Source organism: Vibrio rumoiensis 1S-45 (assembly GCF_000286955.2).
Classification (GTDB): domain Bacteria; phylum Pseudomonadota; class Gammaproteobacteria; order Enterobacterales; family Vibrionaceae; genus Vibrio; species Vibrio rumoiensis_A.
The window spans coordinates 72,137-92,741 of record NZ_AJYK02000052.1 but is presented as its reverse complement, the minus strand read 5'-3'; the positions used below and the strand labels follow the sequence as shown (position 1 = coordinate 92,741).

General features: G+C 41.5%; 23 protein-coding genes. 7 read left to right on the top strand and 16 right to left on the bottom strand.

Translation table 11 applies throughout. The annotated features are described in order from the left end of the window. Positions 1-49 precede the first annotated feature (49 nt). The 5 genes from glpE to ftsY all read right to left on the bottom strand — a co-directional run bounded on the left by glpE (position 50) and on the right by ftsY (position 4,925). The gene (gene glpE, locus A1QC_RS06830; protein ID WP_017024310.1) at positions 50-373 is read right to left on the bottom strand and encodes a thiosulfate sulfurtransferase GlpE; all 324 of its coding nucleotides are present in this window, start codon (positions 371-373) and stop codon (positions 50-52) included. Between the two features lie 484 nt (positions 374-857). Further along, the gene (gene rpoH, locus A1QC_RS06825) at positions 858-1,712 is read right to left on the bottom strand and encodes an RNA polymerase sigma factor RpoH (protein ID WP_017024309.1); all 855 of its coding nucleotides are present in this window, start codon (positions 1,710-1,712) and stop codon (positions 858-860) included. A 274-nt stretch (positions 1,713-1,986) separates the two neighbouring features. Then, positions 1,987-2,964 (bottom strand): permease-like cell division protein FtsX, encoded by a 978-nt coding sequence (ftsX, locus tag A1QC_RS06820; protein WP_017024308.1) that lies wholly within the window; start codon positions 2,962-2,964, stop codon positions 1,987-1,989. Continuing rightward, a complete protein-coding gene (ftsE, locus tag A1QC_RS06815; RefSeq protein ID WP_017024307.1) occupies positions 2,954-3,628 on the bottom strand; it encodes a cell division ATP-binding protein FtsE in 675 nt (224 codons plus the stop codon). The genes ftsX and ftsE overlap by 11 nt, the downstream gene beginning before the upstream one ends. 31 nt (positions 3,629-3,659) lie before the next feature. Beyond that, entirely contained in the window at positions 3,660-4,925 is a 1,266-nt protein-coding gene (gene ftsY, locus A1QC_RS06810) for a signal recognition particle-docking protein FtsY (RefSeq protein ID WP_017024306.1), read from the bottom strand. Positions 4,926-5,188: 263 nt separating this feature from the next. Between ftsY and rsmD the strand changes: the two genes are divergently transcribed. Next, positions 5,189-5,788, top strand: coding sequence for a 16S rRNA (guanine(966)-N(2))-methyltransferase RsmD (gene rsmD / locus A1QC_RS06805; protein ID WP_017024305.1), 600 nt, complete (start codon positions 5,189-5,191; stop codon positions 5,786-5,788). A gap of 5 nt (positions 5,789-5,793) precedes the next feature. After that, complete coding sequence (locus A1QC_RS06800) at positions 5,794-6,066, top strand: DUF1145 domain-containing protein (protein ID WP_017024304.1); 273 nt, start codon at positions 5,794-5,796, stop codon at positions 6,064-6,066. An 83-nt stretch (positions 6,067-6,149) separates the two neighbouring features. Here the strand turns inward: A1QC_RS06800 and A1QC_RS06795 are convergent, their stop codons facing one another. Both A1QC_RS06795 and A1QC_RS06790 read right to left on the bottom strand, forming a co-directional pair. Continuing rightward, positions 6,150-6,734, bottom strand: a complete 585-nt coding sequence (locus tag A1QC_RS06795) for a YhgN family NAAT transporter (RefSeq protein ID WP_017024303.1) — start codon at positions 6,732-6,734, stop codon at positions 6,150-6,152. 1,005 nt (positions 6,735-7,739) lie between these two features. Beyond that, positions 7,740-8,105, bottom strand: a complete 366-nt coding sequence (locus tag A1QC_RS06790; RefSeq protein ID WP_017024302.1) for a hypothetical protein — start codon at positions 8,103-8,105, stop codon at positions 7,740-7,742. 172 nt (positions 8,106-8,277) lie between these two features. Here A1QC_RS06790 and A1QC_RS06785 point away from each other — a divergent pair, with 172 nt between their 5' ends. Then, positions 8,278-8,610: a DUF2500 domain-containing protein gene (locus A1QC_RS06785; protein WP_017024301.1), complete on the top strand. Its 333-nt coding sequence runs from the start codon at positions 8,278-8,280 to the stop codon at positions 8,608-8,610. Here the strand turns inward: A1QC_RS06785 and A1QC_RS06780 are convergent. The 5 genes from A1QC_RS06780 to A1QC_RS06760 form a co-directional block, all read right to left on the bottom strand. Then, positions 8,607-9,620, bottom strand: coding sequence for an acyltransferase (locus A1QC_RS06780; RefSeq protein ID WP_017024300.1), 1,014 nt, complete (start codon positions 9,618-9,620; stop codon positions 8,607-8,609). The two genes, A1QC_RS06785 and A1QC_RS06780, sit on opposite strands and share 4 nt — an antisense overlap. 82 nt (positions 9,621-9,702) lie before the next feature. Then, positions 9,703-10,935, bottom strand: coding sequence for an organoarsenical effux MFS transporter ArsJ (gene arsJ, locus A1QC_RS06775; RefSeq protein WP_017024299.1), 1,233 nt, complete (start codon positions 10,933-10,935; stop codon positions 9,703-9,705). 24 nt (positions 10,936-10,959) lie between these two features. Continuing rightward, positions 10,960-11,457, bottom strand: a complete 498-nt coding sequence (locus A1QC_RS06770) for a dual specificity protein phosphatase family protein (protein WP_017024298.1) — start codon at positions 11,455-11,457, stop codon at positions 10,960-10,962. A 17-nt stretch (positions 11,458-11,474) separates the two neighbouring features. Beyond that, positions 11,475-12,476, bottom strand: a complete 1,002-nt coding sequence (locus tag A1QC_RS06765) for an ArsJ-associated glyceraldehyde-3-phosphate dehydrogenase (RefSeq protein ID WP_017024297.1) — start codon at positions 12,474-12,476, stop codon at positions 11,475-11,477. A gap of 54 nt (positions 12,477-12,530) precedes the next feature. Then, a complete protein-coding gene (locus tag A1QC_RS06760) occupies positions 12,531-12,869 on the bottom strand; it encodes a metalloregulator ArsR/SmtB family transcription factor (RefSeq protein ID WP_017024296.1) in 339 nt (112 codons plus the stop codon). A gap of 207 nt (positions 12,870-13,076) precedes the next feature. Here A1QC_RS06760 and A1QC_RS06755 point away from each other — a divergent pair, with 207 nt between their 5' ends. Together A1QC_RS06755 and A1QC_RS06750 are read left to right on the top strand one after the other, a co-directional pair. Beyond that, entirely contained in the window at positions 13,077-14,090 is a 1,014-nt protein-coding gene (locus A1QC_RS06755) for an alpha/beta fold hydrolase (protein ID WP_017024295.1), read from the top strand. Positions 14,091-14,199: 109 nt separating this feature from the next. Further along, positions 14,200-15,036 carry a Cof-type HAD-IIB family hydrolase gene (locus tag A1QC_RS06750; protein WP_017024294.1) on the top strand — a complete coding sequence of 279 codons (837 nt, stop codon included), beginning with the start codon at positions 14,200-14,202 and terminating at the stop codon, positions 15,034-15,036. Between the two features lie 119 nt (positions 15,037-15,155). On the opposite strand, the gene A1QC_RS06745 is transcribed toward A1QC_RS06750, so the two are convergent. Beyond that, positions 15,156-15,608, bottom strand: coding sequence for an EVE domain-containing protein (locus A1QC_RS06745; RefSeq protein WP_017024293.1), 453 nt, complete (start codon positions 15,606-15,608; stop codon positions 15,156-15,158). A gap of 96 nt (positions 15,609-15,704) precedes the next feature. Here A1QC_RS06745 and A1QC_RS06740 point away from each other — a divergent pair, with 96 nt between their 5' ends. Continuing rightward, positions 15,705-16,730, top strand: a complete 1,026-nt coding sequence (locus A1QC_RS06740) for a hypothetical protein (RefSeq protein WP_017024292.1) — start codon at positions 15,705-15,707, stop codon at positions 16,728-16,730. A gap of 42 nt (positions 16,731-16,772) precedes the next feature. Beyond that, positions 16,773-17,435, top strand: a complete 663-nt coding sequence (locus A1QC_RS06735) for a tRNA-uridine aminocarboxypropyltransferase (RefSeq protein ID WP_017024291.1) — start codon at positions 16,773-16,775, stop codon at positions 17,433-17,435. A gap of 695 nt (positions 17,436-18,130) precedes the next feature. Here the strand turns inward: A1QC_RS06735 and yigB are convergent. Genes yigB through A1QC_RS06720 form a run of 3 tightly spaced genes read right to left on the bottom strand, consistent with a single transcriptional unit; the run spans position 18,131 to position 20,589 of the window. Then, on the bottom strand, positions 18,131-18,856 hold the full coding sequence (gene yigB, locus A1QC_RS06730) for a 5-amino-6-(5-phospho-D-ribitylamino)uracil phosphatase YigB (RefSeq protein WP_026025713.1): 726 nt from the start codon (positions 18,854-18,856) through the stop codon (positions 18,131-18,133). A gap of 22 nt (positions 18,857-18,878) precedes the next feature. Next, entirely contained in the window at positions 18,879-19,826 is a 948-nt protein-coding gene (gene xerC / locus A1QC_RS06725; protein WP_017024288.1) for a tyrosine recombinase XerC, read from the bottom strand. Beyond that, on the bottom strand, positions 19,816-20,589 hold the full coding sequence (locus A1QC_RS06720) for a DUF484 family protein (protein WP_017024287.1): 774 nt from the start codon (positions 20,587-20,589) through the stop codon (positions 19,816-19,818). The genes xerC and A1QC_RS06720 overlap by 11 nt, the downstream gene beginning before the upstream one ends. Positions 20,590-20,605 lie beyond the last annotated feature (16 nt).

The window sequence follows — 20,605 nt, the reverse complement described above, 5'->3', positions numbered from 1 at the left end:
CCTACCTAGATTTTCTCATTGTTCAATCCACCTATATGGGATAATGACTTTACGCCATTTTCACCATAGGTAAATCGCTGCGTTGCCACGCTTCAAAACCGCCATCTACACTATACACTTCTTCATAGCCTTGATTGACCAAATATTGCGCCGCACCTTGACTGCTGATCCCGTGATAGCACATCACCAACACGGGTTGATCAAATTCCACTTCTTCCATCAAAGTAACGATAGTGTCATTGGTTAAATGCTTCGCTTGTTCAGCATGTGCCACAGCAAAAGATTGAGGGTCTCGGATATCCAATAATACCGCCGATCCTGTGGTTAACATCTGTTGAGCCTGTTCGACACTAATATGTTGAAATTGATCCATGTTCTTTCCTTTATTTGATATCCATACACTAACATTGCTTGACCTTAAATTTCGTTGTTTCTACTCAACTTATGGTCGCAAAATTCACGCCCAGTATAACGTATCCCACAATAAACAAAGACAGATAGAAACTAAGGTCAAACCAAATGGCTAAATTTTCACCATTTGTGGATAAAACTGTGGATTACGTTGATAAAGTGTTTTTTCAAATTTGGATCCACAACATGTAGTAATGATCCTGATCTAAATGTGTGTAACCTCATTTTTATCCCCATCGATCCATTGCCGCTAACACTATATGTAGTGTGTCTATCCGACGATAGGCACATGCTTTCTCCACACATTTACCCACAGATTAAGATCATAATAAATAACCTTGTGATCACCCACTGTGATCCCATAAAAAAAGCCAAGATCAAATGATCTTGGCTTTTAAATTTGAATCGATCTTATTGCCGTATTTTAGTAGCAAATTATCTGAAGATTAAAACTCACCGACAGCAAGCTTCAACTTCTTCATCGCATTCTTTTCAAGCTGACGAATACGCTCAGCAGAAATATTATACGTTTCGGCTAACTCTTGAAGTGTCGCTTTCTGATCATCTAACCAACGAGAGCGTACAATATGTTGGCTGCGCTCATCTAACGTCGCTAAAGCATGACCTAAACGATTATTGGTGTGCGATTCCCAATTATCCGCTTCAATGGTTTCAGCAATATCAGATTGCTTATCTTCAAGATACAGTACCGGAGCAGTGTAAGACGATACTGAGTCATCATCTTCAGAAGGCATTTCAAACGTCGCATCTTGCGCCGCTAAACGAGATTCCATTTCACGAACTTCTTTGGTGGAAACGCCCAGTTCTTTTGCAACCGTTTCGACTTCACCATTATTGAACCAACCTAAACGCTTCTTTGATTTGCGTAAATTAAAGAATAACTTACGTTGCGCTTTGGTGGTTGCAATCTTCACAATACGCCAGTTACGTAGCACGTATTCGTGAATTTCGGCTTTAATCCAGTGAACGGCAAATGACACAAGGCGAACACCCACTTCAGGATTGAAGCGTTTTACTGCCTTCATTAAGCCAATGTTACCCTCTTGGATGAGATCCGCTAAAGGCAGACCGTAGCCAGAATAACCACGAGCAACATGCACAACAAAACGTAGATGCGACAAAATTAAGCCTTTTGCAGCTTCAATTTCACCGTTGTAATGTAATCGCTCTGCTAAGTCACGTTCTTCTTCAACAGTCAGCATTGGGTAGCTGTTTGCTGTGCGGATGTAGCTATCTAAGCTCTCTGCAGTGACTAAAGCCATTGGATATGCGTTTGACATTCAATTCCTCATTCGTCTTTAGTTAAACATGTTAAAAAGACATTTTACTGTATTTCAACCCACCTATTCTGGACTTAAACAAGCCCATCTTCAAGGGGGTAACTATTATTCATAGTAAATGAATAGGATGCAAGCGATTGCTGACCCCCTATTTTTAAAATGCTATCAACAAGTTGGATTTGTGACTCACTTTCTATTTTAAAGGCCAAATAAGTAGGTAAACCTTCATTTTATGCCTCTAAAACCAACCAACTGGCTATTAGAGGCCTAAAATTTAAACAGGTTCAATTTCTTTGAGGTGTTTTCTTGCTGATAAATTAGCGGCAATCCAACCTAAGGTTGAACCGACCATCAATAAAATGACACTCTCATCCCAGCCTAAGCTCAGTAAACTAAAATGGCTGTCATATAAATTAGCCAAAGTGTCCACAGCGCCACTCACTAACAACGTAATGGTCATGGTCATCAACCACGCTAATAACGCGCCTAAAAATCCTAACCATAAACCAGTGTATAAATAAGGACGAAGAATAAAACGATCGGTTGCGCCAATCATTTTCATTACTTGAATCTCTTCTTTATGCGCCAGTATGTTGAAACGCAACGTGTTACCCACAATTAAGAAAACCGATACCAACATTAACACGGCAAATGAACACGATACGATATACGCTAAGTGTTTAATCGCATCCAATCGAGCAAACCAATCTTCATCCATACGAACATCGGTCACGCCATCTTGAGCTTGTAGCTTTTTAGACAACGCTTTAGCCGCATCCGTTTGTTCAAATTCACTTTTAGGCAAAACAATCAGCACTGGTGGCAGAGCTGTATCGCTTAATAACGACATTGCTTTTTCAAGGCCAGCAAACTGACTCAAATCATCCAAGCCTTGTTGAGATGAAATATATTGAATCGATTGAACCTCTGGCCAGCTTTCTAATTGATCTTTTAGCACCATTAAACGTGCTTCTGGTGTGCCTTCTTTAAAATAAACACTCATTTGTGAAGCGCTGTTCATATCTTCTGCCGCGGTCGCGATGTTTTTTCCCGCGGTATAGAAAGTAGCAGGCAGCGCCAATGACATAGCCACAACAGCTAATGTCAATATGGTGCCTAAGGGGCGTTGCAGCAAATTATGCAGCGCAATTTTAGCTTGTTTAATATGAGAGCGAATAAACCCTTCAGACTTTGGACGAGCTGACGCTTTTGCTTTAGGCTTTTTCGCCGCGTTGGTTTTCTTATTGACCATAGCGCTCAACCTCACTTAAGAAACCTTGGTTTAACTCAAAACGACGATATTGAGGGCGGCTATTCACCAATTCTAAATCGTGGGTAGCAAGAATGATCGACACTCCAGCACGGTTAAATTCTTCAAGTAAGCGTAAGACTTGATGAGACAAATCATGATCTAAATTACCCGTAGGTTCATCGGCCAATAATAAGCGCGGACGATTCACTACCGCTCTAGCGATACCAACCCGTTGTTGCTCACCACCGGATAACTGTCTAGGTAGGCAAGGTGCTTTATCTAACATACCAATCTTATCTAATGCTGCGGAAACGCGACGCTTGATCTCGTTTTCCGATGCACCTTCAATTCGCATCGGTAAAGCAACGTTATCAAAGACCGTACGGTCCATCAGCAATTTATGATCTTGAAAGATGATCCCAATATTACGACGCAAGAAAGGAATATCACCACTTTTGATCCGACTAATATCATGATCGTTAAATAAGATTTTTCCATCACTTGGGCGTTCTATCGCACAAATAAGCTTTAATAAGGTACTTTTACCTGCACCAGAGTGACCACCTAAGAAAGCCATCTCACCTTTATGCAACTGAAAGTTCACCTTTTGTAGAGCTTGATGCCCACCACGGTATACTTTACTCACTTGTTGAAACTGAATCATCTATGTTCCTTCAATCATCTTGTTGATGAAATCATTCTTCTCGACTAAATAGGGCTTCAATAAAATCATTAGCTTCAAATGGGCGCAGATCATCAATGCCTTCACCCACGCCAATATAACGAATTGGGATTTTAAATTGATCGGCTAAAGCAAAAATCACACCGCCTTTAGCTGTACCATCAAGCTTAGTTAAGTTGATCCCCGTTACCGGAGCAACGTCGCTAAATAATTTCGCTTGGCTTATCGCATTTTGGCCAGTGCCTGCGTCTAACGTCAGCATGACTTCGTGCGGTGCTGAATCATCGATTTTCTTCATCACACGCACAATTTTTCGTAACTCTTCCATTAAGTTACTTTTGTTCTGTAAACGACCAGCCGTGTCAGCGATGACCACATCAACTCCACGCGCTTTTGCCGCTTCAATCGCATCATAAATAACCGATGCGCTGTCTGCGCCAGTATGTTGGGCAATAACAGGCACATCATTACGTTGTCCCCAAACTTGTAACTGTTCTACTGCAGCCGCTCGGAAAGTATCACCAGCCGCTAAAATGACCGATTTACCTTGCGATTGAAATTGTTTCGCCAATTTACCAATCGTGGTGGTTTTACCCACACCATTCACACCGACCATTAAAATAACGTACGGTGTTTTAGTGGTATCAATCTCTAACGGTTGTTCCACTTCAGACAGTAAATCCGCCATTTCTTGCTTTAATAAGCCGTATAACGCTTCACCATCTTTAAGATCTTGACGAGAGGCTTTTTCGGTTAGGCTATCAATTATTTTAACTGTCGTGTTCATGCCAACGTCAGCAATAAGCAATTGTTCTTCTAATTCTTCAAATAACTCGTCATCAATCTTCTTATCTTTAAATAAACCAAAGAAGCCAGCACCAATATTTTGCTTAGTACGTTGCAAACTGCGCTTTAAACGAGCAAAGAAACTTTCGGTTGGTTTGGTTTGTTCTTGAACTCGATCACTTTCTAATTCTTGAGCTTGTATTGTATCACTTTGATCTTCTGGCTCAGTTTCAATAGGTTGATCGTCAATCACCTCACTTTCAGGCTGATCAATGTTGTCATCAAGCTCCGCAGTCGTGGATGACTCCAACGCTTCTTCGGCTTCTGAATCTGCAGCAGACTCAACCACATCACTCTCGGTAAGGTGTTCGCTTTGTTCTTCTAATTCTGAAGATTCTTGAGTATCAGCACCGTTTTCAACTGATGATTTCTGTTCTTCTTCATCAGCAAAACCAAGCCAAGAGAGTAAACCGCGTTTCTTTTTAGCTGTCATGGAATAATCCTAGCATTCACTTTGAGTTCAAGTGACTAAATTAATAATGTTATTTCTGATCTTAAAGGTAGAGATGACCTGTCGTTGGGCCATAATATCAAATCACAGCCAATGGGAAAAACGACAAAATCCTGAACACACACTCAGAAGCTTGATACACTTTATACCAAACGCCCAGAATGGCATATTCACCTCTGATATTCTGGGTTGGTATACTATCACTTTATCTGTGGTCTAAAAAATCTATCTGCGGTTTATTCCCTATGCAAAGACGTAAAGTTACAAACACTTCAAATAACAAAGGCAGTGGCGGCTTTGTTCGCATCATCAGTGGCTTATGGCGAGGGCGAAAATTGCCCGTTCACGATGCTGAAGGCTTACGCCCAACCACTGATAGAGTAAAAGAAACCTTATTTAATTGGTTAGCTACCGATATTCCTCATGCGCGGTGTTTAGATCTGTTTGCCGGTTCAGGCGGTTTAGGCTTTGAATCCGCATCACGTCAGGCTGAATTGGTCACTATGATTGAGCTAAATAAGCACGCTCATCAACAATTAGTGAAAAATAGCCAGCAACTCAAAGCCAACAATATCGAAATATTCAACCAAAATGCCCTGCAATTCTTACAAAAAGAAGGCACACCTTATGATGTGGTTTTTATTGATCCACCTTTTCGACAAGGATTATTAGAAGAAACCATTACCTTGTTGCAAGATAATCATTGGTTATCGCCCAACGCACTGATTTACATCGAAACCGAAAAAGAACTCACATTGCCAACATTACCAGAGCACTGGCAACTGCACCGAGAAAAAACCGCAGGGCAAGTCTGTTATCGCCTTTATCAAACTGAAATAGAGTAATCACTATGAAAAAGATCATGCATATCGTCGCTAAGCTGTTTATGTTGTTGGTTTGGGGAGTATTTATCGCAAATCTCATTCAGCCATTTCCAGGGTTAACTCATGTTGCACTCAATGTGATGGCGATTTTCATGTTGTTTATGCATGCACTACAAAGTTTGCTTTTCTCGGGCGATGCATTAGGCAAAGACGTGAAACTCACTCGATGGGAAAAGTTTTCCATCTTCTTATTTGGCACTTTTGCCTTAATTGATATTAAAAACAAATATTTGAAATAACTCGCTCTAGAACCCCTTCCAATAAAAAGGCGTACTTTCAAAGTACGCCTTTTTTGCCGGTACGATCTTACTTCCTATTCACTCTATGATAAGTATTGCTTTAATCCATCTAAGAACATCTGCGTGGACATCATCACCAACAATAGGCCCATCAATCGCTCAATTGCTTTCAAGCCCTTTTCACCTAAAACACGGTGGAAGAAGTTATAAAACATTAAAATGATAAAGGTTGCCCCCCAAGCCAATAAAACCGCCAAAGACCAATCCAACATTTTATCTGGGGATTGGCTCGATAATAGCAATAAAGACGCAATCACTGACGGCCCAGCAATCATAGGCATCGCCATTGGTACGAAGAAAGGCTCTTCACCTGCAGCGAGGCCTACCACACCGCCAGGCTGCGGGAATATCATGCGAATCGCAATAATAAATAAGATCAAACCGCCAGAGATGCTAAGCGTTTCTGCTTTTACATGTAAAAAACCCAGTATCGATTTCCCTGCAAATAAAAATAGCATCAAGATGATAAGGGCAAAACATAACTCACGAACCAAGACAATTCGGCGTCGTTTGGGTTCTAAATGTTTTAAAATCGACAAGACAACGGGCAAATTACCCAAAGGATCCATAATCAAAAACAGCATTACTGCTGCTGATAAAATTTCCATAAAAAGTCCAACATAAAAATGAGTGGGGGCGTATTAATATCAATGATAGTAATTTATTAATCAGATAATTGCTGAGATTGCTATAACACAAAAGACGCATCGCTATTTCTCGTGGTGCTTACAAGCCACTAAAACGATCAAATACCATAATATTTATACTTAATGCCATAAAGAGTTTTATAACCAGAATTCTTTAAATTGTCGATTTTTCCCTACTAGCGCCTTCAATTTACCTTAAAAACAACGATATTTTGCACCGATATAAAAATAAACCGCTCTTCATTTACATTTAAACCTTTCGTCATCTAAATATAAAGCAATAAAAATCTTACAAACCTCCCCTTCAAGCAAGCTAAGCACCAAAAACATAAGTTTTAGAGGACAAAAAGCAATCAATAGACATATATCAATAAAAAACAACAAGTTAAAATGGAAATAACTGTATCAATAACGAGCAATCACAAGATAGCTATATTTAACGTTCAATTATGCCTTCCACCCTCAACGAAAGATGAGATCTATTCTCACAAAGGCACTATTCGAATAAAGAAAAAGTTTTAAAAACGAGTAAAGAAGGCTCTCAACCTCAACCATAACAAAATCATCAGTAAGGTTTTCTTACATAGTAAAAATAAAAACGAATAACCATTAACTTATTACTTAACAACAACTTAAAAATAAACCTATAAGCCACATAAATGAAACTCAAGATTCCATTAGAGATCTGATGACATTTAAATGTCAATATCAGGTAAAAAAATCACAGTAAACTTACTTTTTTAAGCCACTATTAAAAAGATCTAGATCAACTGCGTTTTTTTTGTTATATTAGCTGCATATTCAATCAACCAGAAGGAAGTTTTCTTATGACTACATCTCAAAGACAAGGATTGGTATTAATTGCAGTAATGGTTGGTTTGATGACTCTACCAATGATTTCTTAATCTAATTCCAAAAACAAAAAAGGACGCTTAGGCGTCCTTTTTTGTTTTCTAACGATAAGTTTTATAAAAATTTCGTCACTTCATCCCAGTGAATGGTATAAAACAATAATGCTCCGGCCGTCATCAGTACCATGAGAAAAATGGCGACTCCCCAGATAAACCGACCACTTCTTGGTGTGAGCTCTTTTTCACACTCTAAACACGCTCGAATAAATGCATCTCTATCTTCAAGCTGATAATCATCATCCTCTAATAGCTGCTGCCGAATATTAGAAATATAATGGATCTTCTGTACGACATCATGAGGTAAACGGCTAACACAGCTTTCTGTGAGCTCAAGTAAGCCTTGCCCTTTAGCGTAATATTGCTCCCTTAATAAACGCTCTAAACGACGAGTATGGGAAACCACTTTTTCAATGTCTGACACTTTTCCCCCTCACCACCTCATGGTGTCTATATTTGTTTACTATATACCCAACTACAACAAGATAACTTAGAGAAAACTAGCAATTCACAAAGAAAAAACCAACTAGATCACGCTTTTTAATCCAAGCTTAGTTAATATCACCACTTAAATTAAACACTTAGGATTCATTAGTATGCCCATCACTTTATTAATTTGTATTCTCTTACTCATCGCGTTAGCGGCTTGGATGTATATTGGTTTCCATAAGAGGCATAATTTAGGAGAAGATGCTCCTGAACAAAAAGTGAATGTCGAAGTATTAGACAAGCAAAGCCTAGATATCCCCGACGCAGCCGTTGGTGAAGAAGATCAGGAATATTGGATATACGTGCAAAAGTTACCTTTGGGTCCAAAACGAGAGTTCAAAGTCGGCATTCATTATTTTAGTGCCCTCAATCCTGGTGATAAAGGCACACTGACTTATAAAGGTAACCGTTTTATTCATTTTGCATTAAAAAGAGATTAAGGAAGCAACCAGCGCGTTTTAGCGGAACGCGCAATTAACCAACTAAGCCCTAACGATCCAGCGCCACTTAACACAATCCACAATGGGATCACCCAAGCAGAATGCCCTTGATACCAACCAAAGTTTTTCATTGGCCACAAGAATATCGGATGCAAAATATAAATACCCAAGCTGTAAGTACTCACAAACCCAACCACTTTACGTGCCTTTCCTGATAACCTTTCACCATAAAAACGACACACCATAAACACCATACTTGCCGCTAACACAGTATTTAATGTTTTATAAGATAGCCAACGCCCTACGGTATATTCACCCGCCTCTAAACTGCCATAAATCACCATACCCACCGTCGCGATTAATGCCACAATACCAAGTAAAGCAATCGCAGATACAGCAGCCGAAGTTAACGGTATTTTTTGATACAACACATACCCTAGCAGTAAATAACCACTATAAAGGAAGTATTGATTACTCCAAGGACCATCGATGCTGAATAAAAACATCGTCGTACATAGCAACCACAATCCCACAGTAGCAAACAAGGTAGTGTCATCGACATATCGGACAAAAATTTGAAAGAATGGGATCAACAAATACAAAGGAATGAAATAATAGAAGAAGCCTAGATGATAGTAAGTTTCGTGAGTCAAGCTGTCACGGAGCACTTGCTGACTAACAGAAACATCAAAGCCAGTTGCTGTCCAACCCGATAAGTAAACATAGAACAGTGACCACACCACAAAAGGTACTAATACTTTGCCCAACCGACGTTGAACATAATATTTAAAATTAAATGGTCGTGTATCGGTCAGTAACAAAGCGCCTGATATCATAATAAAAACTGGCACCGCCCAACGAGACACACCGTTGACACTGACTGCAGTCGCCCAATCAGAGAATGAAATCACTCCAAGTTCATGGCGATATGGAGCCAATACATGAATGGCGATAACAGCCACTGCTGCCACACAGCGAAGGAGATCAAAGAAAAACACACGTTGATTCATAGGTGATCGCTATTTTATTGTTATTAATATTGATAATAACAATAAAGCATGTGCATGGCAGTGGCTATAAGTTGACGGAAACTTAACTTAACGTTTGTGACGCCTGATTATGAGGTTGTCTCGGTAACCATAACGAAATCACACAAGTCAGGACTAAAAAGGCAAATGACACCCACAAACAAGCCGCTAATCCAGCCATTTGGAATACCCAACCGGATAAAATTGTACCGATTAAGCGCCCCATCGCGTTAGCCATATAATAAAAGCCAACATCTAACGACACTCCATCCCCTTTAGCAAAACTCACAATTAAGTAAGAATGCAATGATGAGTTCACCGCAAATACCGCTCCAAAAATCATTAAACCACCGACAATCACCAGCTCAGGTTGCCATTGACTTTGCACACCATAAGCGACCAAACCAGTAATAACCGTTAAACCTAATGCCCAAAATAAAGCCGAACGACCATCAGGAACTTGACCTTTAGCTTTGCCTGTTAACCTTGGCGCAAAGCCTTGGACGATTCCATACGCTATCACCCACAACGCAAGAAAACCGCCGACCCACAAATGATCCCAACCAAACACACTGCCTAAGTACACCGGCAATGCCACCACAAACCACACATCACGTGCACCAAATAAGAATAAACGAGCAGCAGAAAGAATATTAATAGGCGCAGATTTGGAAAACATTTGTGTAAATTTTGGTTTGGATTTGGCTTTGCCCATATCACTTTCAAGCAAAATAACACTACTGATTAATACCAAGCACAACACCGCAGCCATCGCTAAAACAGAGTATTGGAAGCCAATTAATGACAACAAGAGGCCACCAATAAAGAAACCAATCCCTTTCAAGGCATTTTTAGATCCCGTCAGCACCGCAACCCAATGATACAGCGCCCCTTGTTGATCGTTTGGCACTAAGGTTTTAATGGCGCTTTTGGCACTCATTTTATTTAAGTCTTTGGCAATCCCCGATAATGCTTGCGCAGCCATCACCCATGGAATGGTTAACCAAGGGTTAGGAAGCGCTAACATCACCAAGGCAACAATTTGCATTGCTAGACCAACATTCATGGTTTTATTTAAGCCCAAACGAGCCCCTAACCAACCACCAACAAGGTTGGTGACCACACCAAAGAACTCGTAAAATAAGAACAATGAAGCAATCGCTAAAGTGCTGTAACCCAAATCATGGAAATACAACACCACCAGCATACGCAGTGCACCATCGGTTAAAGTAAAATTCCAATAATTAAACGTCACCAGCATGTATTGACGAACTTGTCGGTCTAAATGAGCAAACATAAGGCTACCTGAATCTAAATGGGCTTACTGACCAGCCACTTGTTTGATGTAATCCACTTGCACCGGCTTAGTAAAAGCGCCAGGACGCAAAGCCTGAACTTCACTTATAATCCTGTCTAATGGCCAATTCAGCTCAAGCAATGCATGTGCCGCTAATAGACCTGTACGTCCAGATCCCCCCATGCAATGCATTGCAACTTTCTCACCTTGTTTTAAGGCCGCATGGATAGAAGGGCTAGCCGCATTCCACTCTAAAGCAAAATTAGCATCTGGCGCTCGATCATCTTCAATCACCAATTGAAACCACTTCATGCCCAATGCTTGCACTTGTTTACCAAGGTCATTTACCGACTTCTCATGCAGTTCCTCATCATTAAGCGCAGTCACCACCACTGACACACCTTGCGCCTTCAGTTGTTGTAATGATGCTTCTAACTCAACACCTTTAGTACCAGGGCAAGGAGTAAGTACTAACCCAGAACCTTGTTCATTTAACGGTAATTGCCATGTTGGATGTGTCATGATTCATTCCTTTTTGATTATGCCAAGCCGACTTTACGAACTAACTCTGCAGTTCGAGTGGCGTATCCCATTTCGTTGTCATACCAAGCGTAGATTTTCACCATACGCGTTCCTACCACCATGGTTGATAAAGCATCAACAATCGTTGAGCGTTGGTCGCCACGATAGTCAATCGACACTAATGGTTTCTCTTCAAAGCCTAAAATTCCCTTTAATTCACCTTGAGAGGCTTGTTTTAATAATGCGTTCACTTCTTCAGCGGTGGTATCACGTTTCACATCAAAGATGATGTCGGTTAATGAGGCATTGGCTAATGGAACGCGCACGGCATGTCCGTTAATTTTACCTTTTAGATCAGGGAAAATTTCCACAATCGCGGTGGCAGAGCCTGTTGTCGTTGGGATCAAACTCATGCCACAAGCGCGAGCACGGCGTAGATCTTTATGCGGTGCATCTAAAATGGTTTGAGTGTTGGTTAAATCATGGATGGTGGTGAAAGAAGATTGCTCAATCCCCAGTTTTTCATGGATCACTTTAACAATCGGTGCAATGCAGTTAGTGGTGCAAGAGGCCGCCGTTACAATGCGATGCTTTTCTGGGTTAAAGATCGCGTCATTCACCCCAACCACAATATTCGCAATGCCTTCTTCTTTTACTGGAGCCGACACCACCACACGTTTTACGCCTTGCTCTAAATACTGGTTCAACAGCGCGGTTTTTTTATGTTTACCCGTCGACTCAATCACCACATCACAATCTGACCAATCGACCGCTTGGATCTCTTTTTGTTGGGTCACCGCAATACGTTTACCGTTAATGACGATAGAAGACTCTTCTGCCGTAACTTCATATGACCAACGGCCTTGCACAGAATCAAACTCCAACAAATGTGCTAGGGTATTCGCATCACCCGCTACATCATTAATGCGCACAAACTCTACTTCAGGCCAATCAAATGCCGCGCGTAATGCTAAGCGACCAATACGACCAAAACCGTTAATTCCAACTTTAATTGTCATCTCGTTTATTCCTTAAATCTTGTGTATTCATTGTGTTTATTAAGATGTGTTTACTTAACAACAAACCGGTCTTTCCGTCATTTTGTGTAAGCGTTCACTATCGTTTAAATACTGTTTTTGCAAGCATTGAGACTGTTTTAAACCATCAATCACTTTACGCAACCAACCGGGCAAATCACCCGCTAAGCCGTAATATACCCATTGGCCTTTACGTTCATCCACCAACACCCCAGACTGACGCAGCTGCGCCAAGTGGCGAGAAATCTTAGGTTGGCTTTCTTGCAATGCTTCCGTCAGTTCGCATACACATAACTGCCCTTCTCGAGCAATTAATAACAAACAGCGAATACGCGTTTCATCGGATAACATTTTAAAAAATTGATGAGGTAACATGCTTAAAACTCATTCTTATATATGGATATGCGTATATTGTATTTTTTTTAAAAAAAGGCAACCACTCAAACCACATTGTCATCAAATATTCATATTCAAATAGACAAAGAAATACCAATATAGAAGCTGTGATAATGAGAAAAAAATGGCATAGTGACGGCTGTATAAATCGAGTGATTGCCGCCCTGTTATTGATTGGAAAGACGCATGAATCAAACTAGCCCAGAGCAAACCAAATGGAACAGTGAAGACCAGCTCATTGAGTTTTCACAGCAGACTTTAACGCCATTTTGGCAAACAAAAAATGATGGGTTCATTGAAGGGCAACAAGGCAAAAAGCTTTATTGGATTTCGTTGACGAAGCCCCAACACACCAAAGCAATCGTCGTGGTCAACGGACGCATTGAAAGCGTCAATAAATACCAAGAATTATTCTGGGATTTATTCCAACAAGGCTATGATATTTATTCTTATGATCACCGTGGACAAGGGTTATCAGATCGCTGTTGCAGCGATAAACAAATTGGCCATGTCGAACATTTCGATTTTTATATCAAAGATTTACATCATGTTCTCAACAGTTTTGATTTAAGTCACTATCAACAAAAGTTCTTTCTCGCTCACTCAATGGGGGGCGCGATTACAACCCGCTATCTGCAAACACACCCACAACATGGGTTTGATGGTGTCGCCTTAAGCGCCCCTATGATTGGTATTCAGATGCAATGGTATCTGCGTCCATTTTCACGCTCAATAACCAAATGGATGTCGTCACGCAGCGATATTCCAGCTTATGCGCCCGGGCAAACCCCTTACCATGCCAAGCCTTTTGAAACCAACAACTTAACCAGCAGCGCTTTACGCTACCAATGGTTTCGTGGTTTATACGAACAAGTGCCGGACATTCAATTAGGTGGACCAAGCAGTCATTGGGTACATCAATCTTTATTAGCAGCAAAGCAATGCAGCCAACAAGTGCAACAGATCAACCTACCCTTATTGCTATTGCAAGCTAGTGAAGACACCATTGTCGACAATGCCGCCCAGCGCCGCTTTATCAATAAACTCAACAAAAACCAGCCAGCACTAGGGCAACTTGTGGTCATTAAAGGCGCGAAACATGAATTGCTTTGTGAGGCCGATCGTTTTCGCAATCAAGCATTAGACAACATATTAGCTTTTTATAATTCACAGATGAGAACTCAACCAAAACAAGCCTAGCAATCACAAAAGAGGAAAATTGCCATTCAAAGCTTTACCCTCTTTTTCCTATTTGTTTTGGCGTACAATTACTCTGTATTTATTTTTACGGTTATTAAAAAGAGGCAACATGTCGAACCCTATTTCTTCAACATCATCTTCAAACCATAATTTTCATATCGTTGCTTCCGATCTTGATGGCACCTTACTTTTGCCTGATCACACCCTTGGGGAATTTACGAAAAAAACCCTCAAGAAATTACATGAAAAAGGCATGACATTTATTTTTGCCACCGGCCGTCACCATGTCGATGTGGAAAGTTTTCGTACAAGTGCAGGCATTCCGGCTTATATGATCACCTCAAACGGTGCACGTGTTCATTCTCCAGACAACGAATTGCTGTACAGCAAAAACCTACCTGAAGATGTGATCCAACCGATTGTCGATATCATCAAACAAGATCCAAACCACCGTATTCACATTTATCGCAGTAACGACTGGTTAACCGATAAAGAAGATCTCAAACTGAGCAAGCATCATCAAGAATCTGGCTTTAACTACAGCCTATTTGATACCAACAATGCGCCAACTGAAGATATTGCGAAATTGTTCTTCACTCACCCTGATCACGATCATTTGGCAGAGTATGAACAACAACTAAAAGCAGAATTTGGTGATCGCATCAGTATTGCCTTTTCGACACCTTGGTGCTTGGAAATGATGGCTCCAAATGTATCAAAAGGTGATGCACTACAAGCCGTAGCACAAAAGCTGGGTAAAGAGCTGGAACATTGTGTGTCATTTGGCGATGGCATGAACGATGTTGAAATGCTGGCTGCCGCGCATAAAGGTTTGATCATGGGAACCGCACACGAAAAAGTGATGAAAGCACTCCCTAACAATGACATTATTGGTAGCAGCGCCGATGAAGCCGTCGCGCATTATTTAGAAGACCATTTGCTATAAACTTATAGTATTTAATGTCTACCCAAGTCACTTCAAGACACAGAATTCACTTGGACATCATACAAAAATGGCGGCTCATTTTATCAATGAGTCGCCATTTTTATTGCTCGATTTATTGTCTATTCTTTATCTAAAATCGCCAACCATTCCTCTTCGCTGACAGGCATAATCGATAAACGATTACCACGCTTCACTAAAGGTAAATTGTCTAATTGCGGCATCGCTTTCATTTCCGCCAAACTAATAATGCGGCTGGTTTTGCGCACAAACTCAATATCCACCATAACCCAGCGAGGATTACTTGGATCGGATTTAATATCAAAGTACGGGCTTTCTGGGTGAAATTGAAAATGATCTGGGTACGCCCCTTTCACCACTTTCGCGATGCCTGCCACGCCAATTTTTTTACAAGACGAATGATAGATCAACACCTGATCACCAACACTAACGTCATCACGCAGCATGTTTCTTGCTTGATAATTGCGTACTCCCTCCCAACACGACACATTTTGCTCACGCAGAGTATCGATAGAAAAGGTGTCCGGTTCAGTTTTAAATAACCAATATGCCATAATGAACCTTCTGTTTTTATACCAGTCTATTGGTAGTCAAGGTAGTTTGTCATCAACGACGGTATCTCATGACCCGCTAACACTAAGGAAAGTAACATGAAGGCTTTTACAATCCCACTGAGTTTTATCACTCTCCTTTTACTGACAGCCTGCTCAAGCCAGCCTCAATTGTTAGCACAAAGTGAACCGATAGAAATGGGCAGCAGCGAAAATCAGCCGCCTTCAGAAAAACTCACTGATGAACAAAATTTTATTATCGATAGCCAGCAACAAGCCAATGAAAATATTGGCCAACAGTCTGCTGGCACCTATCAAAGTAAAGTAATTGCAGGTTTAACCACGACTTTGAAACTCAATGCCGATCACACGGCAACCACTGTCTATGACTATCAAAATGGCGATGAAAGCTTAGTTGAAACGGGCTTTTGGCAACAAGCTAATGAACAACAGATCAATGTGTTAATGACACAACATGACGGTCAAACTATCAATGCGCTGCGTATGTTTACTATCGATGGTTTTCAGTTAACAGCAGAAAAAGAAATCGTTAACGGGATGGAATATCAATTAGGCAATAACGGCTTAATCTTACAAAAGATGAAAGTCGAGATCAGCATCATCCCTACGCAAAATAAAATGACCCAAGGCGCAGTTAATACGTTGCCTACAGCCAACATTGTTGGACGTACTGATTACAACGCAAAAGTCGATGCCACCATTCGTGACTATTTTACCATGAGCCGCTCTAACCCCGATAACAACCGTTACCGTTGGCTTACCTACGATATTAACAACGACAATCAACCTGAATTATTTGTATTGATGGATTGGTGTCAAAGTGAAGGCTGTACAGTGCTGATGTTTGAAAATCATCAAGGACAATGGCAATTTAATAGCCGAATTAGCGCCACTCACTTACCGATAAAAGTCACCAACTATCATCACTTTGGCTGGCGAGATCTGATCATTCCAAACGAGTTGGGAAAAAATAAAACCCTCGCTTATACCGGTGTCAGTTACCCATTAAGTGTCTCGCAAGGAATTGATGGTGAAAGTGAACCAGCCAATGTCACTTTATTTTCCGATAAGATCAACGCAGCGCAAAAAGGAATAAAACTGTAAACTCTGAACCTAAGCTTTTTAATTAGGGTGCACCATTCAATCATGTCACTGAATTCAGATACGCCACACATACCAGTGGCTTCAAGCAAACCAGCCACCTTATGCCTCCAGTGTGGCCTTCGTTATCAGTGTATTTGTTCACACCATCCAAAGCTTGATAGCGCGGTTCATATTGCACTACTAACTCACCCCAATGAACTTAACCGCGCGACCAACACTGGAAAACTGTTAACTCAAAGTCTAGCGAATTGCACCGTACATATTTGGGATCGCGTCCACCCCCCAGCGGCATTACTGGAACAGATAAAGCACCAACCGACTTATGTGTTATTTCCGAGTGATGATGCGTTTGCAGTTAGTAGCATAACCATCCAAGATAACCAACAGAGTGATGCCGTAGAACCATTGTTCATTATTTTGGATAGTACCTGGCAAGAAGCCAAAAAAATGCTCAACAAAAGCCCGTGGCTCGCCGCACTACCTAAAGTGATGCTGCATACATCTAACGACTCCCACTACTCACTTCGTCGTAATCAAACGACCGGTCATTTGTGTACCTGCGAAGTGGGGATGGCGCTATTACAGCAACGAGAACCGCAACGGGATGTCACGCCATTACAGCAATATTTTGAATTGTTTTTGGCGGTGTATGAAGAAGATCGGAATCATAGGGTTTGGCAGGAAAAGGGAAAAGAATTTCTATAAACGGATTATCGAAACTAGGGAGCTTCGCGGCTCATCGCCCGAACCCAGCAGCTCATCACAAACGCAACGTCATTTCTTCCGAACCTAGGCGAAAGCAGGAATCTAGTGACCAATTTCTGAAAAGTACATGAAAGCGAGATCCCTGATAGCTCCTTCGTCGATTCAAGGATGACGGTAAAATATGAAATTAAGATCGTTTACTTAAATATCAGACTAAATAAACGTCTAATAAAATTCTCTGACTAGGATTCTTCGCTGCTTATAGCTCGAACTCAGCTGCTCATCACAAACGCAACGTCATTCCTTCCGAGCCTAGGCGAGAGCAGGAATCTACTGACCACCTTCTGCAAAGCACAAGAATGCGAGATCCCTGATAGCTCCTTCGTCGCTTCAAGGATGACGATGGGTATACAGTTCAATTATCTTCAATGAAACCCCTCTGCCTAAATTTTGCTTTGTGTAGTGCCAGTATTTTTGCGTAAGTCGTCATGGATGACGGCTAGGCTTCTCGAGGGCATGGATGCCCTCTTGAAGCCGTTAGCAAAAAGACCAAACGCAACAAAGAGAACAAAATTTCTAGCAGCGGCCTTTTTGCCACCTTTTTTGGCTGTTGAAAAAAGGTTGGTCGCCGAAGGCTAGCCCATGAACATTCATATCACCATGAACTGGAAAAATCCGGCACACTCACAACAAACCTACTCGTCACCTAAAAAACACAACAAATCCCCAACCGAGGTGATCTCCACATCAGGCAATACTTTGGCTTCATTTTCTGTAAACAAGCTCTTGCTAAAATCGTTTATCCAACAAGCACTCATTCCTGCGTATTTCGCCCCCGCCACATCGGAAATCAAATTATCCCCAACATGCAAAACCTGCTTCGCGGGTAAACCTAAATGCGCTAAAGCCGTTTCAAACATCTCCCCATGCGGCTTTGCCCAACCATCAGGGCCGGCGTTCAACACCAAATCAAAATAGTCACCTAAGCCAATTTTATCTGGATTAACATTGCCATTGGTGATCGCAATCAGTGGCATGTGTGCCTTCAGCTTACTCATCACTTGGTGAATCAAATCTGGCACATCAATTTGATGACGCCAAATAAGCACTTGATCCATGGCATCTTTTGCCGCTTGGGAAGCATTTGGATCATCGTAACCCAAATGAATTAACCCCTGACGGATCTGCTGAAAACGCCACTCAGAAACATCGCTTTGCAAAAAGGGCGTTTGCTTAGCAAGTTGCAACTTTAAAGCTCGCCATTGGCTAGGGCTCATTTGTTGGCTGATCGGGTGATGGGTGTGCATCCACTGCGTGGTTTTTTGTTCTAACCCCACGATCACTGGGTGGTTGTCATACAAGGTATCGTCTAAATCGAACGTCATGGCTTTAATGGTGGGGATGTTGCGATAAAAACGCACAGACATAACAACTCCTTAGGGATTAATCGTCGGATTTTTTATTCTTTCTGGCTCTTGGATGGGCTTTGTCGTATACACTGGCCAAATGTTGAAAATCCAAATTAGTGTAGATTTGTGTGGTCGAAATATTTTCATGGCCAAGCAGTTCTTGTACTGCTCTTAAATTACCGCTGGATTCCAACATGTGGGTGGCAAATGAATGGCGTAATTTATGCGGGCTAATATGGCTCGAAACACCTTGTTTAATCCCCCATTCTTCCATGCGTTTTTGCACGTTACGATGCGAGATTCGAGTGCCACGTTTCGACACAAATAAAGCCAGTTCCGATTCTGATGCCATCGTTGAGCGAATGGATAACCATCGCCCTAACCACTCTTTAGCTTGGCCGGAAAAAGGCGCTTTACGCTCCTTATTACCTTTACCAATCACGCGAATTTCACCTTGGCTTAATTGCACTTGATTAACATCGATATTGACCAATTCAGCCAAACGCAGCCCCGCTCCGTACATTAATTCCATCATGGCGCGATCACGAACCGCGAGAGGGTCATCATCTTGCACTTCCAGCAACAACCCCATTTCATCGACATCTAAGTTTTTCGGCAGAGGCCGTTGGTTTTTTGGCGCAGACACCCCTTTAGCGGGATTGGCTTCGAGCAGACCCACCAAGATTAAGTAATCAAAAAAGCTGCGTAGAGAAGAAAGGCGAGTGGCGATACTGCTGGCTTTGAGCTTTTCTCGCTTGGCTTTGCTAACCAATTGCCTTACCCAAGCGGCATCCACTTCTGGCCATGAGGACACCCCAAGTGAAACGAGCTGCTGAGCCATCGTGGTCAATTGCTGTTGATAATTCGCTTGAGTTCGTTGGCTAAGGCCTTTTTCATTAAGCAGATAATCATAAAAACGCTGCAACGGATGAGCAAGCTCATCGGGCAGTATTTCAGGTGATACGAAGGATTTACCCGCCATTAGCACAACTGAGCGTTTTTATTTCAGACATCATTTCATCATCAATAGGCATATCTTTGACTAAAAAGGTCACTAACGCGGTAAGGTGACGTAAAAATAACGTATCCATTTCTGGCTGGAAATGCCCACCTTCTTGGCTTGAAAATGCAAGCAACCCTAATGGTGATTGACGCACCAATGGCAAAATAACATAAGAACCCAACTCGGATAACTCATCACTGGCAAAGCGATCGCCACCAAATAAAGCATGGCGGTCTTGGCGATTCAAGCGCCCAAGGTAGGCTTCTTTACCATTTAAGTGATTGGTCATAAAACGTTGGTAGGTATCGTGTTGTAATGCCCATTTACGCTGGTTCATTTCACGTTCATCATTTTTCTCAAGCGAACCATGCTTATTGCGTGATTTATCTTGAACCAACAAAAATAGATGCGCTTTCAGCCCTATCGAATGAGCATAACCCTCAAGCGCAGCTTCAATCTGAACAAGAGAGTCACAACGTAATAGCCGTTGCTGTAGATTCATTAATTGATGAAAAGTGCGATCATTTTTCGCCGCTAGAGACATCAACTGAGTAATGTCTTCTTCAAGCTCTTCAATTTTTTGGCGTTGGCGACGCATTTGGATTTCAACTAACGACACCGCCCCTTGTTGCTGGTGGGATATCGACAAATGATCGAGAAGAGCCCGACGATCGGCAAAAAAGTCAGGGTGATCTTTCAAATAATCGGCCACAATCTCGGCAGTTAAGTCTGTCGTTTCCATCATTTCTCTATTGATA

What these genes read in the sequence shown, in the direction of transcription:
- A1QC_RS06785 (WP_017024301.1), top strand. Translation starts at nt 8,278, where the DNA reads ATGCCCATCACTTTATTAATTTGTATTCTCTTACTCATCGCGTTAGCG.
- arsJ (WP_017024299.1), bottom strand. Translation starts at nt 10,935, where the DNA reads ATGTTTGCTCATTTAGACCGACAAGTTCGTCAATACATGCTGGTGACG.
- A1QC_RS06745 (WP_017024293.1), bottom strand. Translation starts at nt 15,608, where the DNA reads ATGGCATATTGGTTATTTAAAACTGAACCGGACACCTTTTCTATCGAT.
- A1QC_RS06755 (WP_017024295.1), top strand. Translation starts at nt 13,077, where the DNA reads ATGAATCAAACTAGCCCAGAGCAAACCAAATGGAACAGTGAAGACCAG.
- ftsE (WP_017024307.1), bottom strand. Translation starts at nt 3,628, where the DNA reads ATGATTCAGTTTCAACAAGTGAGTAAAGTATACCGTGGTGGGCATCAA.
- A1QC_RS06720 (WP_017024287.1), bottom strand. Translation starts at nt 20,589, where the DNA reads ATGGAAACGACAGACTTAACTGCCGAGATTGTGGCCGATTATTTGAAA.
- A1QC_RS06750 (WP_017024294.1), top strand. Translation starts at nt 14,200, where the DNA reads ATGTCGAACCCTATTTCTTCAACATCATCTTCAAACCATAATTTTCAT.
- rpoH (WP_017024309.1), bottom strand. Translation starts at nt 1,712, where the DNA reads ATGTCAAACGCATATCCAATGGCTTTAGTCACTGCAGAGAGCTTAGAT.
- A1QC_RS06795 (WP_017024303.1), bottom strand. Translation starts at nt 6,734, where the DNA reads ATGGAAATTTTATCAGCAGCAGTAATGCTGTTTTTGATTATGGATCCT.
- A1QC_RS06765 (WP_017024297.1), bottom strand. Translation starts at nt 12,476, where the DNA reads ATGACAATTAAAGTTGGAATTAACGGTTTTGGTCGTATTGGTCGCTTA.
- ftsY (WP_017024306.1), bottom strand. Translation starts at nt 4,925, where the DNA reads ATGACAGCTAAAAAGAAACGCGGTTTACTCTCTTGGCTTGGTTTTGCT.
- xerC (WP_017024288.1), bottom strand. Translation starts at nt 19,826, where the DNA reads ATGGCGGGTAAATCCTTCGTATCACCTGAAATACTGCCCGATGAGCTT.
- glpE (WP_017024310.1), bottom strand. Translation starts at nt 373, where the DNA reads ATGGATCAATTTCAACATATTAGTGTCGAACAGGCTCAACAGATGTTA.
- A1QC_RS06740 (WP_017024292.1), top strand. Translation starts at nt 15,705, where the DNA reads ATGAAGGCTTTTACAATCCCACTGAGTTTTATCACTCTCCTTTTACTG.
- A1QC_RS06735 (WP_017024291.1), top strand. Translation starts at nt 16,773, where the DNA reads ATGTCACTGAATTCAGATACGCCACACATACCAGTGGCTTCAAGCAAA.
- A1QC_RS06780 (WP_017024300.1), bottom strand. Translation starts at nt 9,620, where the DNA reads ATGAATCAACGTGTGTTTTTCTTTGATCTCCTTCGCTGTGTGGCAGCA.
- A1QC_RS06760 (WP_017024296.1), bottom strand. Translation starts at nt 12,869, where the DNA reads ATGTTACCTCATCAATTTTTTAAAATGTTATCCGATGAAACGCGTATT.
- ftsX (WP_017024308.1), bottom strand. Translation starts at nt 2,964, where the DNA reads ATGGTCAATAAGAAAACCAACGCGGCGAAAAAGCCTAAAGCAAAAGCG.
- A1QC_RS06770 (WP_017024298.1), bottom strand. Translation starts at nt 11,457, where the DNA reads ATGACACATCCAACATGGCAATTACCGTTAAATGAACAAGGTTCTGGG.
- A1QC_RS06800 (WP_017024304.1), top strand. Translation starts at nt 5,794, where the DNA reads ATGAAAAAGATCATGCATATCGTCGCTAAGCTGTTTATGTTGTTGGTT.
- rsmD (WP_017024305.1), top strand. Translation starts at nt 5,189, where the DNA reads ATGCAAAGACGTAAAGTTACAAACACTTCAAATAACAAAGGCAGTGGC.